This is a genomic window from Micromonospora sp. NBC_01699 (assembly GCF_036250065.1).
GTDB lineage: Bacteria > Actinomycetota > Actinomycetes > Mycobacteriales > Micromonosporaceae > Micromonospora_G.
This window is the reverse complement of record NZ_CP109199.1, coordinates 1,307,342-1,321,100: the sequence shown is the minus strand read 5'-3', so window position 1 is coordinate 1,321,100 and position 13,759 is coordinate 1,307,342. Positions and strand designations below refer to the sequence as shown.

The window sequence follows — 13,759 nt, the reverse complement described above, 5'->3', positions numbered from 1 at the left end:
GGTCCCCCGGTCGACGGCCGGGGGACCCCCCTCGTTCCTGGGTCAGAGGCGGGTGACCCGGACGGCGTCGGCGATGACGTAGCCGGTGCCGGAGGCCCAGCGGCTCACCCCTACCTTGTTCGCGTCACCGGCGGCGAGGGTGAAGGCGCCCAGTGAGCGCCACTGCCCGCCGCCGCCGCGTTGGTTGACGACGACGGTCTGGTTGCCGCTCGGCGTGACCACCACGTACGGGGTGGACTCGTTGTAGCCGGGGTCGGCCGGGTACCAGACGTCGACCCGGTAGCTCGCCGTCGCCGGGATGTTGAACCGGTACCAGGCGACGTCGCTCGCGCCGACCGGGTTGGCGTACCGGTAGTCGACACCCTGGCGCTGCGCCGAGTACGTCGACACACCCCAGTTGGCGCTCGCGGTGAACCGGCCCGAGGTGGTGTTGTCGACGGTGGCCGTCCAGCCACCACCGCCGCCGCCACCGGAGCCGGTGACGTACTGCATGTAGGTGGTCCAGTTCCAGTACGGGCCGGGGTCGGTGTGGGTGGCACCGGGGACCTGGTTGTGCCCGATGATGCGCGAGCGGTCCTTCGGGATGCCGTACTTGTCGCACAGGTGCCGGGTCAGCGCGGCCGAGGCCCGGTACATCGCGTCGGTGAACCAGGACGCCTGGTTGACGTACCCCTCGTGCTCGATCCCGATCGACTGGGTGTTGTACGTCCAGTTGCCGGCGTGCCAGGCGACGTCCTTGTCCCGTACGGACTGGGTGACGGCGCCGTCGGAGGAGCGGAACGTGTAGTGCGCGCTGACCCCGGCGGCCGAGTTCTGGAACCAGTTGACGGTGCCGGCGTACGACCCCTGCGCCACGTGGATGATCACGTAGTTGATCGGGTACGACGACTCGCGGCTGGATGCCGTGTAGTTGCCGGAGTACGCCGGCGCCCAGGCGGCCGGGCCGTAGTCGGTGCTGAGCGTGCCCACCCCGCCGGTGCCGGACGCGGGTGCGGGTGCGGGCGAGCCGAGCGGGGCGACGGTGGCGTACTCACCCCGGTGCGGGGCGACCGCCCGCGGCGCGACGGCGAACGCGGCGGGAGTACGCGGGCCGGTGCCGGCCTGGTCGGCGGGGGTGCCGAAGCCGGTGCCGAGCAGGTCGTAGACGGCGTCGGCGTAGAGCCGTGCGACGGCCGGGTCGGTGGCGCCGCCGTACCGGACGAGCGGTAGGTACCAGTGGTTCACGTCGGTACGCTGGGCCGCTCCCAGCCCGGCCGCGTCGGCGTAGGACCGGAGCACGGCCGCCGCGCCGAGGATGTTGGCGGTGGTGTCGGTGCGCAGTACGGCCGGTTCGAGGCCGGTGAGTGTCGCCGCCAGGTCCAGGGTGTGCTGTTTCGGGTTGCTGGTCAGGTGCATGACGCCGTAGCCGCCGGACGCGCTCGGTGCGCCGCCGTGCCCGTCGAGCCGGGTTTCGGCGTAGCCGAGCGCGGCGAGCAGGTCGGCCGGCACCCGGTAGCGAGCCGCCGCCCGCTCGAACGCGCCGGCCAGCGGCGACCGGGCCGCCGGGGCGGCACCGACCACCGATGGACCGTCGGCGGTGGTGTCGGCCGGGGCGGCGGCCAGCGCCGGTTGACCGGCCGGGCCGACGGCCAGGATCAGGGCGGCACCGAGCAGGTAGCTCGCCCGCCGTAAGGGGAACCGTACAGTCACCGTCACTCCTCCCCAAGGTATCGATGACCCTTGATGAGGATCACCGGTTGACGGAACGCTATAGCTTGACGTTCGTCAATGTCGAGGGAGGTACGATAACCAGCGGGTAACTAGCCGACGGTCGAGCCGAACACCTCGTCCCGGACCGCGTCGAGGGCCGTCCGCAGGGCACCGCGCAACACCGGTTCGTCGGTCAGCTCGGTCACCACGACCCGGGGCGTGACCAGCGTGATCGCGGCGACCTCGTGCTGCACCCGCTCGGCCAGCGCGCTGCCGCCGGCCTGGCCGACCTCGCCGGCCAGCACCACCAGCGGCGGGTCGAGCACGACACAGGTGCTGGCCACCCCGAGCGCCAGCCGGCGGGCCAGTTCGTCGAGCAGTTGACCGCCCTCGGTTCCGGCGGCGATCGCGGCCCGTACGGCGTCCGCGGCCGTCGCCGCCCGGAAGCCGTGCTCGCGCGCCACGACCCGGACCGCGTCGGCGGCGGCGAGCTGTTGGAACGCGGGCTTGGCCCGGCGGGAGACGTCCCTCGGGATGGGTGCGCCGGGCACCGGCAGGTAGCCGATCTCGCCGGCCGCGCCACTGCTGCCGTGGTGCAGCCGGCCGCCCAGCACGATGGCCAGACCGACACCGACACCGACCCAGACCAGGACGAAGTCGTCCACGCCCCGGGCGGCACCGGACTGCGCCTCGGCGAGGGCGGCGAGGTTGACGTCGTTCTCGAACACGACGGGGGTGTGCAGGTCCTCCCGGAGCGCGGCAAGCAGGCCCCGGTGCCAGCGGGGCAGGTTGAACGCGAAGGTGATGTCCCCGGTGGCCGGGTCGACCAGACCGGGCGTGCCCAGCACCACCCGCCGTACGCTGCTCAGTGACGCCCCGGCGCTGCTCGCCGCCTGGACCACCGCGTTGTGTACGACGCCGACCGGGTCGTCGGTGTCGCGGGTGGACTGTTCCACCCGGCCGATCACCCTGCCGGTGATGTCGGCGCAGGCGGCGACCACCCGGTCCGGGCCGACGTCCACCCCGATGACGTGCGCGCTGCCCGGCTCGACCGCGTAGAGCTGGGCGTTCGGCCCGCGCCCACCGGCCTGCTCGCCGACCCGGATAACCAGCCCGCGCTCCTCCAGCCGCTCCACCAACTGGGAGGCGGTCACCTTGGACAGCCCGGTCAGCTCGCCGAGCTGTGCCCTGGTCAGCGGCCCCTGCGAGAGCAGCAGTTCGAGCGCGGCGCGATCGTTGAGCGCGCGCAGCAGGCGGGGCGTGCCGGGTAGCCGGGTGGAAGCCATGCAGGTCCCCTAATTATTAGTAAAGTTTGTTATTAGATGGGCTAGCCTTTACCGAGTAGCCGTAGCGTAACGGCCAGTCGGTGCTCCGGCGGTAAGCCGACAGGGCACCGGTTGGTCACGAGATGGCCCCTTCTGGTGCGACACTCGGACCAGTGGGCGGCCGCGAAGGGGAGACAACGTGGGGACTGATCCAGGACTCCGCCGGTTGGCACTGCGTACGCTGCTCGCCGCCTTTCCCGGCGACTCGCCGCCGGACTGGGCGCTCGGCCTGGTCGCCGACGGGCTCGCCGGCCACACCCTGTTCGGTCGCAACGTCACCGACCCGGCCCAGGTCGCGGCCAGCACCGCCGCCCTGCGCGCGGTCCGCCCGGACGTCCTGATCGCGATCGACGAGGAGGGCGGCGACGTCACCCGGCTGGCCCACGCCACCGGCAGCCCGTACCCGGGCAACGCCGCGCTCGGCGCGGTCAACGACGTCGGCCTCACCCGGCGGGTCTACCAGGCCATCGGAGCCGAGCTCGCCGCCCTCGGGATCAACGTCAACCTCGCCCCGACGGTGGACGTGAACAGCGCCGACGACAACCCGATCATCGGCACCCGGTCGTTCGGCGCCGACCCGGTCCGGGTCGCCGCGCACTCCGCCGCCGCCGTCGCCGGCCTCCAGTCGGCCGGGGTCGCCGCCTGCGCCAAGCACTTCCCCGGCCACGGCGCCACCATCGCCGACTCGCACTACGAGCTGCCGACCGTCGACGTACCGCTGGACCTGCTCCGGGTCCGCGACCTGCCACCGTTCGCCGCCGTGATCGCCGCCGACACCAAGGCGATCATGACCGCGCACATCCGGGTGCCGGTGCTGACCGGCGACGGGCCGGCCACCTTCAGCCGGGCCGTCCTGGTCGACCTGCTCCGCGGCGAATACGGCTTCACCGGTGCGGTGATCACCGACGCGCTGGAGATGAAGGGCGCGGCACTGGCCGCCGGTGGCATCGGCCCGGCCGCGGTGCGCGCCCTGGACGCCGGCGCCGACCTGCTCTGCATCGGCGCCGACGTGGACGCCGCCCTGGTCGAGGAGGTGGCCGCCGAGATCGTCGCCGCGCTGCGCGACGGCCGGCTGAGCACCGAGCGGGTCGAGCAGGCCGCCGGCCGCGCCGACGCGCTCGCCGTCTGGACCCGGGCCGCCGCGACCGCCGAGATCACCGTCGACAACCTGGGGTACGCCGCCGCGAAGCGCGCGGTACGGGTCGAGGGCGTGCTCACCGCCCTGGACGATCCGCTCGTGGTGCAGCTCGTCTCCTCCTCCACGATCGCCGAGGGACGGGTCCCGTGGGGCCTCGGACCGCACCTGGACGGCACCGAGCAGTTGCCGCTGGTGGCCGCCGAGACCGACCCGGAGACCCTGGCGAAGCTGGCCGACGGGCGGCCGATCGTGCTGGTCGGACGGCATGTGCACCGGCTGTCGGGCGCGGCCGAGCTAATCGAGGCGCTGGCGGTCGACCATCCGGTGACCGTGGTGGAGATGGGCTGGCCGTCGACCTGGCGACCGGCGGGCGTACGCGCCTTCGTCACCACGTACGGCGCCAGCCACGCCAACGGCTGGGCGGCCGCCGACACCCTCGGCCTGGCCGGCTGACGCCCTCCGCTCCCCCGCTCCCCCATACCGACGATCGTCCCGTCGGCGCGCTGACGATCGTCGGGTCGACGCACCGACGACCAGTACAGGACACGGCCACCCATTGTTCATAGGGTGTTCACCATGAGAGAGCGGGCGCGGTCGTACGGGTCGGTGGCGGTCCGGCGCTGGGGCGGCGCGTTGGCGCTGGTGGCGGGCGGGGTCGGACTGGTCGGCTGGCTCGCGCCGGGCGGGCTCGGTGACCCGGCGGTGCTCCGGGTCACCGAGGGCGTCTCGGCGGCCGGCTACCGAACCGTCGTCGAGGCGATGGCCGGCACCCCCGACTGGCTGCACCGGCTGGTCGAACTGACCACCGACGCGGCCCTGCTGATCCTGCTGGCCCTGGTCGCCGGGATCGGCTGGCTCGGCCGACAACGCGACCCGCTGCTGTTGGCCGGCGCGGTGCTGGTCCTCGTCGCCACCGGCGCCGCGTACGCGCTGAGCGAGGCGTCGAAGCTGGTGGTGGACCAGGAGCGGCCGTGCCGGGCACTGGCCGGGGTCGAGCCGATCAGCCACTGCCCCGAGGTCGGTGACTGGTCGTTCCCGAGCAACCATGCCACCATCGCCGCCGCACTCGGGGTGGGGCTGGCGATGGTCGTACCCCGGCTGGCCCGGTTCACCCTGCCCCTGGCCGGGGCGACCGCACTGCTGCGGGTGGTGGCCGGGGTGCACTATCCACACGACATCGTCGCCGGGCTGACCCTGGGCGGGGTGCTGGCAACCGCCACGGTGCTGGTCGCGCTCGACCCGACCGTACGACTGCTGCACCTGTTGCGACTGGCCCCACCAACAACACCGGGGCGCCATAGGTGAACCGGAATACACAATTGCCCGTCAAGTCCCCCGAACGGACATTTTGGACGGCTCTCCCGCAGGCTTGAAAGCCCCACCCCAGCTTCGTAGCGTTACCCCCAGGTCACCCCGCAGGTTGCCGCCCCACCCATCCCCCGGCACCACACCACAATCTCGACCTGGGGAAGGACGCGGACCGTGGGCCACCCGGCCCACGGTCCGCACCACACCCCCCCCGCTCCCCCTCCCCCTCCCCCCGCGCCCCCCTCCCCCCACCCCCGTCCGCGATCTAGGGCAAATGGTGGCGATCAGAGATCAACAAGCACGTATATGCCCTAGATCGACGGGGAGGCCGGGGAGGCCGAGGAGGCCGAGGAGGCCGAGGAGGCCGGGGAGGGGGCGGTGTGGGGGGAGACGCGGTGTTGGGTGGGGGTGAGGCCGTGTACTCGTTTGAAGGCTGAGCTGAGGGCGAAGGGGCTGCCGTAGCCGACGCGACGGGCCACGGCGGCGATCGTCGCGTCCGGCTCGCGCAACAGGTCGGCAGCGAGCGCCAGCCGCAGGTTGGTCAGGTACGCCATCGGCGGCTCGCCGACCAGGTCGGTGAAGCGGCGGGCCAGCGCCGCGCGGGACATCCCGGTCCGCGTCGCCAGGTCCGCCACCGTCCACGGCTGCTCCGGGCGGTCGTGCAGCAGCCGCAGCGCCTCGCCCACGACCGGGTCACCGTGCGCCCGATACCAGGCCGGCGCCGCCGCCTCCGGCCGGGAAAACCAGGCCCGGAGTACGGCGATCAGCAGCAGGTCCAGCAGCCGGTCGAGGACCACCTCCTGGCCCGGTTCGTCCCTGGTCATCTCCTGCGCGAGCAGTCCCACCAGCGGGCTGTCCCACGCCTCGTGCGGCAGCACCAGCAGCGGCGGCAGCACCCGCAGCAGTCGCCCGCTGACCTCACCCTCCAGCTGGTACGTCCCGCTGAGCAGCACCGCCGCACCGTCGAGGTGTTCACCCCAGGTGCGTACGCCGAGGTCCATCACCTCGCACAACTCGTCCCCGGCCGGCGTGGTGCTGCGCTCGCCCGGATGGATCACCGCCTGCGGCGGGGTCAACGGGTCGTCCGCCACCGTGTACGGCTCCGGCCCACGCACGATCGCCACGTCACCGGGGCGCAGCCGCCGGGGCTCGCCCCGGTCCGGCAGCACCCAGCCATCGCCGCGCACCATCGACACCAGGGTGAGCGGGGCGCGGTCCTCGATCCGTACCGACCAGGGTGGGTCGAACACGGAACGGATCAGAAATGCCCCGCGTGCCCTGGGCCCGTCCAGCAGCCCCGCCAGTACGTCCACGCGCTCCAGCGTAGACGCCGGCACATGCGGGCGAGCGTCTCGACGATTCCCGCCGGCAGCCGGCCGGACTTGACTGGTGGCATGACAGAGAACGTGCACAACAGGCCGATCCTGGTGCTCGGCGGCACCGGCAAGACCGGTCGGCGGGTGGTGACCCGCCTCACCGCCACGAACCGGGCGGTACGGGTCGGCTCGCGTACCGGTGACCCGCCGTTCGAGTGGACCGACGAGCGCACCTGGGCTGGCGTACTGGCCGGGGTGGAGTCGGTGTACCTGGTGTACTACCCCGATCTGGCCGCGCCGGACGCGGTCGACACGATCCGGGCCTTCACCGGCCGGGCGGTTGCCGCCGGGGTACGGCGACTGGTCCTGCTCTCCGGCCGGGGCGAGCCGGCGGCGCAGCTCAGCGAGCAGGTGGTGCGGGAGTCCGGGCTGTCCTGGACGATTCTGCGGGCAAGCTGGTTCAACCAGAACTTCAGCGAGGATTTCCTGACCGACTTCGTCCGTGACGGCGCGGTGCTGCTGCCGGCGGGCGAGGTGGCCGAGCCGTTCGTCGACGCCGAGGACATCGCCGAGATCGCCGCCGAGGCGCTGACCGGTGACCGGCACGCGGGTCGGCTCTACGAACTGACCGGTCCACGGCTGCTCACCTTCGCCGAGGCGACCGCCGAGATCGCCGACGCGGCCGGGCGGCAGATCCACTACCGGTCGGTCCCGCCCGAGGGGTACGCCGCCGAGATGGCCCGGTACGACGTACCGGCCGAGTTCGTGGAGGTGCTGGTAGACCTGTTCGGTCAGGTGCTCGACGGGCGCAACGCGTACCTGGCCGACGGGGTGCGCCGTGCCCTGGGCCGGGAGCCCCGCGACTTCGCCGAGTACGCGAAGGAGGCCGCCGCCACCGGGGCCTGGTCCGAGCGGGCGGCGGCGCAACCGTCATGACCGGCACCCTGGCGGCCTGGTCGGCGGCGGTGACGCTGGCGGTGACCGGGGCGATCACCGGCCTGTACTACGCGTACTCGGTGTCGGTGATGCCCGGCCTGAACGCGATCGGCGGGGGCTCCGCGATCCGGGCCATGAACAGCATCAACGTGAAGATCCAGAATCCGCTCTTCTTCGTCACGTTCTTCGGCCCGGTGGTCACGGCGACGCTGACCGGCGTGCTGCTGCTGGTGCTCGGGCATCGGCCGGCGGCGGTGCTGTTCCTGCTCGCCGCGGCCGTCTACCTGTTCGGCGCGTTCCTGCTGACCGTGGCGGTCAACGTGCCGCTGAACGATTTGCTCGCCGCGACGGCGGTGCCGGCCGATCCGGCGGAGGCGGCACGGGTCTGGGCGGACTACTCGTCCCGCTGGACCGGCTGGAACACGGTACGCGCCGCCGCCAGCCTGGTCAGCCTGCTCCTGATCGGCCTCGGCATCTACCAGTGGCACCGCCAGCGGTAGCCCAGGAAACGGGGGAAACGGGGGAAACGGGGGAAACGGGGGAAACGGGGGAAACGGGGGAAACGGGGGAAACGGGGGAAACGGGGGAACGGGGGAAACGGGGGAACGGGGGGTGTCCGGCGGGTCCGGGTCAGTGGGGCTTGCGGGCCTCGACCAGGATCCGCCGGGCGTACGCGACGAACGGGCCGTCCGCCTCGATCCGCCGGTGCAGCGCGGCGAGCTCGTCACGGTAGCGCTCGACGGTGAAGCCGGGCACGATCCAGATCACCTTGCGCAGGAAGTGGACCACCGCGCCGATGTCGTGGAAAACCGTACGCAGGGCTTCTTCGCGCAGGTCAAGCAGCTCCAGGCCGGCGGCCCCGGCCTCGGCGGCGATCCACGCCGTGCCCCGGCGGGGGTTGGCCGGCAGCGGGCCGGCGATGACCTCGGCGAGTTCGCCGACGGTGCCGGGGCCGATCTGCTGGGAGAGGAGGGTGCCGCCGGGGCGCAGCAGCCGGGCCACCTCCGGCCAGTGGGTGTCCACCGGGTGCCGACTGGCCACCAGGTCGAAGGCGCCGGTGCGGAACGGCAGCTCGGACCGGTCGGCGGCGGCAACCACGCGCCCCCCGAGCGGGGCCAGGTTGCGCCGGGCGACATCGACGTTCGGCGGCCAGGACTCGGTCGCCACCAGCAGCGGCGGCGGCTCGGGAATGGTGGCGAGCACCTCACCACCGCCAGTTTGCAGATCGACGGCGGCCGTTGCCCGGGACATCCGGTCGCCGAGCAACCGGGAGTAGCCCCAGGAGGGGCGTTCCTCGGTGGCCCGGCCAACGAACCAGGAGAAGTCCCAGCCGTCCACCGGCACTGCGACGCCCTCGGCGACAAGCTCGTCGAAGGTCGGTGGGGTCGCGCTCATCCGGGCAGTCTCGACCGCGCCGGCCCGCGCCGCAACGGAAAATCCCTTCCGGGTACGGCGGTCGCCACTTCACGCCACGGGCGGGGGACGTGCACCTCGCCGCACTCGCGCTCCAGCCGCTGTCTCGCGTACCTCCGGTGGGCGCGCCCGTGATCGCGAAGAGTTTGGCTCGCTATGACCGGCCAAACTCTCCCTGATCACGAAAGGCAACGCGATCACGAGAGGTAGACAGCACGGGCGCGACAGGATCTGCGATACAGAATCCGGAGTGGATAAAAAGAAGCCCCCGGCCGCGAGGTGGGGGCTTCTTTCGCTTCGGTCGGTCGCGTCAGACCTGCTTGGCCAGGGTGACGAAGCCGCGCCACGCCGCTGATCCGAAGGCGAGCACGGGGCCAGACTGGTCCTTGCTGTCCCGGACGAGGACGCGACCGGACAGGTTGTCGGCAACCTCCACGCAGTCCCCACCGGACTGGTTGCTGCGGCTGGACTTCCGCCAGTTCGGGGATTCGGTCGTCATCTCTCATCCACCAACTTCAGGATCAGGTCTCTCGACTGATCGCACGGGAGTGCGACCGCCGCTATAGCCTGCCACGTCCGATCGAGGCCGTCTACGCGAGTTGGCTCGTCGATGACTCGGCCTTCGTAGAAGTCCTCCAGGTAGCCAACCATCCCTCCGCCGAGCATCGTGCCCAGGGCGAACGACCCTGACCGGCCTACATACAGTCCGGCCGCATCGGGAACCACGTGGACGAAGAGGTTGGCGCGGTCGCTCGCGTCGGCCAGGTACTTCAACTGATCCTTGGCGATCTCGGGCCGCCCGCACCGCAGCGCGGATTCATCCAGTATGAAGACGCAGAACGGCGGCTGATCTCGGTCGAGGATGGCGCTCTGTCGCTCCATCCGGTAGGCAACCCTCGACGCAACCTCGTCAGCGGTCAGTGTTCCCGATGCGGCGAACACCGCATGTGCGTACGCCTCGGTTTGAAGCAGACCTGGAATCAGGGTGGCCTGGAAGTAACGGAGCATGGACGCGGAGTCTTCAACCTCCCGCCACGGCCGGAACCAGGTCGGTGTCGGGCGGCGGTTTTTTCGGGCCTCGATCGATGCCTTTTGGATCTCGTCGCCGGTGCCGAAGTACGCGTCCAGGGTCGCGGCCGTGTCGGGCTTCGGGACCAGCCGGTTCGTCTCGAAGGCCGCGATCAAGGAATCGCTGACCTGGATCGCTTCGGCCACCTGATCCTGGGTGACCGCGCGCTCTGCGCGTAGCCGCTTGAATCGCGCCGGAAGATCACTCACACCTATTCCCCTTGTGGAAGGCCGCAGCTCTCGGAAGAAGGCACACCCGGGACTATCCATCCTTGGCGCCCTGCGAATAGCTTCCGTCACTGCGCGTCATCGGTCCAGGGTGGAGGCGGGACCGATCGGCGTTTCGGCCGGTATGCGGTGCGCCGGCACACCCGTGGGCGCGGGTGTGCCGGCGACTTCTCCGTGGTGCCGTACGGTCAGTTGGGGTTGCCCGCGTGGGTCAGGGTTTCCCAGGCGACGAAGAGGTTGTTGGTGCCGGCCGGGCGCTGCTGTTCGGTGAGCCGCTGGGTGTTGGTCATCGCGATGCCCATCCGGTTGTTCAGCGCGTTGAAGCCGACCTCGGTGATCGGGCCGAGGCCCTTGGTCAGGCTGCCGCCGCAGAGCCAGCTCGGGATGGCCTCGCCGAGCTGGTACTTGGCGTGGAAGCCGAGCGCGTGCCGGAGCCGGTCCTGCAACTCCGGGTAGAGGTCCTGGCCCTGGTGCCGGGTGGTCTCGGCGACGTGGGCGATGGCGGACAGGCCGTACCCGGTGTGGGTGAAGTCCCGGCAGGTCTCCTGGGACAGACCGTCCACGAAAGTGTTCTGGCCCTGCCAGTAGCTGGCCACCTCGGACCGGGTGTCGATGGTGCTGCCGGCCGGGCCCTTCGGGAAGGCGCCGTCGCTGGTGATGTAGATGAAGGCGGGCACCCGGGCGCGGAACTTGGCCAGCGCCCGGTCGTAGACGCCCCGGTCCTCCAGGAAGACCGAGATGCCGATGGACGCCTCCATCATGCTCAGTTCCCAGTTGCCGTTGCTGTACGTGTTGCCGTTGATGATCTCCGGCAGGTAGACGTTGCGCAGCATGTTGCCGAACCGGGTGATGTTCGCCGACGACCAGCCGCTGTACGTGTAGCGGATGATCTCGGCTGCCCGGGGCCAGGAGGAGCCCGCCCAGGCGGTCTGCAACGGGGCATTGCTGTTGGTGTGGTCCTGGATCACCGCCGACCAGGCGTCCATGATCTGGATGGCCTTGGCGGCATACCGGCTGTCCTGGGTGATGTACCAGGCCAGCGACAGGGTGTACGCGGCCAGCGCGTCCTCGCGTTCGTCGGTGCAGCCGTTGTTCGGGTTCGAGTACGACCCGCACTCGACCACGGCTCGCGGCTTCGCGGTCCGGGTCAGGGACGCGTACCGGCTGGCCATCATCTGGTCGTAGGCGGCGCGCCAGGGTTGGGCGTTGGCGTTGACCCGGCCCCGGATGAAGTCGAGCTGTGGCCGGCTGACCAGTACGCCGGGGTGGGTGAAGGTGGCCGGTGCGGCGACGACCACGTCGGCGGCGGTGGAGGTGGCCGACCCGTCGGTGGTGGTGCCGGCCCGCGCACTGGCGGCCGGGGCGGCGGTCAGCAGCAGGGCGAGAGTCGCGGTGACCGCGAACGCCCGTCTACCGTGCCGGAGTGGTTGGGACATCAGGTCCTCCTGGTGGGAGTGGCCGACCGGCTCGGTCGGGGCAGGGCCGACCGGCTCGGGGTGACCGAGCGACCGGGTGGCCGACACCGAACTGTAAAGAGTGTTAACTACTTCGATATGACCATCCCGGTCGATACGTTGTCAACCCACCGCAGCCCGGCCCCACGCGACGGATCCCGCCGGAGGGCATCCATCGATATCGCTACCAGCGGCGATTACTCGGAGCGAAAGACCCCGTACGACGTCCAGCCCCGGTCCGGGAAACCCGCCGCGCCGGCCACCCGCGCCGAGGCGTGGTTGTCGGGCGCGTGCAGGTAGGTCGGCACCGCGCCCTCGTCGAGCACCCGCCGGGCGGCCTGCGCCACCAGCCGCCGGGCCAACCCCCGGCCCCGGGCTGCCGGCGTGGTGCCGACCGACAGCTCGTGGCCGTACCGGTCGTGGCGCTTGACGCCCACCCCGGCCAGGTACTCGCCGTCGCCGTCGCGGGCCACCAGCACGTCGGCGAACGGACGCAGCCAGGTGGGCAGCGTCGGATCGTCGGCGGCGCCCCACTCCCCCGCGTCCGGCAGCGATGCCGGTGCCAGCGAATAACGAAAAATCGCCGGATACGACTGCCAACCCGGAAAACCCACGGCGTACGGCAGCTCGGCGAGCAGCGTGTCGAACGGCTTGCCGGCCAGTTCGCGTACGGCCGCCACCCGGTCCGGCGGCACCGACAGCACCAGGGCACCGGGCTCGCCGACACCGACCACCGGATGCACCTGCCCGTCCCAGGCCGGCCGGATCCGCCGCTCCGAGCCCACCACCTGCAACGGCTGCCGGGTAGGCCACTGACCCAGCCAGCTCACCAGATGGTGGAACAGGCGTGTGTCGAGCATTCGACTCCTCGCACTGCGGCCGGCGCCGGGGACGTCTGGTCGGAGCCGGTGGCTCTTGATATTCCGCAGCGTACGCCGAAGCGGCCGGCGCCGGTCGCGCACTCGGACAGCCGGCCCGGACCGGCGGAGCATCGACGGCGGGACCAAAGCGGACCGGGGCGAGCACTACCATCAGTACTCATGGCCGTCACTGCCCGCGCGCATCACCGCGTGGTCGGGTACGCCCGCCAGGTCGCGACGGTCCTGCGTACCCTGTCCGGTACCGACCTGGTCGGGCTCTACCTGCACGGATCCGCCGTGCTGGGCGGTTTCTCCCCGGCGCACAGCGACGTGGACCTGCTCGCCGTGGTGGCCCGGCCCGCCGGGGAGGCGGGCCAGTACCGGACCGGCACCGCGGTCGGCCGGACCATCGACCGCTGCCCCGGACGGGGGCTGGAGCTGACCGTCGTCACCGCCGCCACCGCCCGTTCGCTCGGCGCCTGCCCGTTCGAGGTACGCGTCGCCGGCAGCCCCGACGGCAGCCCGCACGTCATCCCCGGCACCGGGCATCCCGGCGACCCGGACCTGGTGCTGCACGCCGAGGTCTGCCGCCGGTACGGGCTGGCGGTCGCCGGCCCACCACCGGACCGGATCTTCGCCCCGGTGCCGGCGGGTCGGCTGCGGGAGGCGATCTGCCGGCAACTGGAGTGGGCGCTGGTGCAGGGCGCGCAGGGGCCCGCCGTACTGAACGCCTGCCGGGCGCTGCGGTTCCTCGCCGAGGGCAGCCTCTGCGCCAAGGTGGAGGCGGGGCGGTGGTATCTGTCCAAGTCCCCGCATCACCCACTGGTCGCCGAGGCGCTGGTCCTGCACCAGAGCGGCGACCGGCGGGAGCTGTCCGGGGCCGGGGCGCGGTTCGTCGCCGAGGCACGCGACCTGCTGCTCGCCGCCGACGGCTGACCGACAAGGTGAACCGTGTGCCGGTCGTCGCGGTGGCGCCGGTCACCGACACCCGTCGGTCGGCGGTCACTCGCCAGCCTGCCACCAC

13 protein-coding genes are annotated in these 13,759 nt (G+C 71.8%); 5 read left to right on the top strand and 8 right to left on the bottom strand.

The window, feature by feature from the left end; translation table 11 throughout:
- Positions 1–42 precede the first annotated feature (42 nt).
- Both OG792_RS34615 and OG792_RS05960 read right to left on the bottom strand, forming a co-directional pair.
- Entirely contained in the window at positions 43–969 is a 927-nt protein-coding gene (locus OG792_RS34615; RefSeq protein WP_442932443.1) for a golvesin C-terminal-like domain-containing protein, read from the bottom strand.
- A gap of 830 nt (positions 970–1,799) precedes the next feature.
- On the bottom strand, positions 1,800–2,975 hold the full coding sequence (locus OG792_RS05960) for an ROK family transcriptional regulator (RefSeq protein ID WP_329108109.1): 1,176 nt from the start codon (positions 2,973–2,975) through the stop codon (positions 1,800–1,802).
- A 178-nt stretch (positions 2,976–3,153) separates the two neighbouring features.
- On the opposite strand from OG792_RS05960, the gene OG792_RS05955 reads away from it, so the two are divergent.
- Both OG792_RS05955 and OG792_RS05950 read left to right on the top strand, forming a co-directional pair.
- Complete coding sequence (locus OG792_RS05955) at positions 3,154–4,605, top strand: glycoside hydrolase family 3 protein (RefSeq protein ID WP_329108107.1); 1,452 nt, start codon at positions 3,154–3,156, stop codon at positions 4,603–4,605.
- Positions 4,606–4,728: 123 nt separating this feature from the next.
- Entirely contained in the window at positions 4,729–5,457 is a 729-nt protein-coding gene (locus OG792_RS05950) for a phosphatase PAP2 family protein (protein WP_329108106.1), read from the top strand.
- A gap of 314 nt (positions 5,458–5,771) precedes the next feature.
- On the opposite strand, the gene OG792_RS05945 is transcribed toward OG792_RS05950, so the two are convergent.
- A complete protein-coding gene (locus OG792_RS05945) occupies positions 5,772–6,773 on the bottom strand; it encodes an AraC family transcriptional regulator (protein WP_329108104.1) in 1,002 nt (333 codons plus the stop codon).
- Positions 6,774–6,854: 81 nt separating this feature from the next.
- Between OG792_RS05945 and OG792_RS05940 the strand changes: the two genes are divergently transcribed.
- Positions 6,855–7,712 carry an NmrA family NAD(P)-binding protein gene (locus tag OG792_RS05940; protein ID WP_329108102.1) on the top strand — a complete coding sequence of 286 codons (858 nt, stop codon included), beginning with the start codon at positions 6,855–6,857 and terminating at the stop codon, positions 7,710–7,712.
- Positions 7,709–8,212, top strand: coding sequence for an anthrone oxygenase family protein (locus OG792_RS05935; protein WP_329108100.1), 504 nt, complete (start codon positions 7,709–7,711; stop codon positions 8,210–8,212). Before OG792_RS05940 ends, OG792_RS05935 begins: the two co-directional genes overlap by 4 nt.
- 130 nt (positions 8,213–8,342) lie before the next feature.
- On the opposite strand, the gene OG792_RS05930 is transcribed toward OG792_RS05935, so the two are convergent.
- From OG792_RS05930 to OG792_RS05910, 5 genes are all read right to left on the bottom strand, one after another.
- Positions 8,343–9,107 carry a class I SAM-dependent methyltransferase gene (locus tag OG792_RS05930; RefSeq protein WP_329108098.1) on the bottom strand — a complete coding sequence of 255 codons (765 nt, stop codon included), beginning with the start codon at positions 9,105–9,107 and terminating at the stop codon, positions 8,343–8,345.
- Between the two features lie 328 nt (positions 9,108–9,435).
- Positions 9,436–9,624, bottom strand: coding sequence for a DUF397 domain-containing protein (locus tag OG792_RS05925; RefSeq protein ID WP_329108096.1), 189 nt, complete (start codon positions 9,622–9,624; stop codon positions 9,436–9,438).
- The gene (locus OG792_RS05920; RefSeq protein ID WP_329108095.1) at positions 9,621–10,403 is read right to left on the bottom strand and encodes a helix-turn-helix domain-containing protein; all 783 of its coding nucleotides are present in this window, start codon (positions 10,401–10,403) and stop codon (positions 9,621–9,623) included. Before OG792_RS05920 ends, OG792_RS05925 begins: the two co-directional genes overlap by 4 nt.
- Positions 10,404–10,609: 206 nt before the next feature.
- Positions 10,610–11,857 (bottom strand): alginate lyase family protein, encoded by a 1,248-nt coding sequence (locus tag OG792_RS05915; RefSeq protein WP_329108093.1) that lies wholly within the window; start codon positions 11,855–11,857, stop codon positions 10,610–10,612.
- A gap of 215 nt (positions 11,858–12,072) precedes the next feature.
- Complete coding sequence (locus tag OG792_RS05910; protein WP_329108091.1) at positions 12,073–12,735, bottom strand: GNAT family N-acetyltransferase; 663 nt, start codon at positions 12,733–12,735, stop codon at positions 12,073–12,075.
- Between the two features lie 180 nt (positions 12,736–12,915).
- Between OG792_RS05910 and OG792_RS05905 the strand changes: the two genes are divergently transcribed.
- Positions 12,916–13,671, top strand: coding sequence for an aminoglycoside adenylyltransferase domain-containing protein (locus OG792_RS05905; protein WP_329108088.1), 756 nt, complete (start codon positions 12,916–12,918; stop codon positions 13,669–13,671).
- The last annotated feature ends 88 nt before the right edge of the window (positions 13,672–13,759 follow it).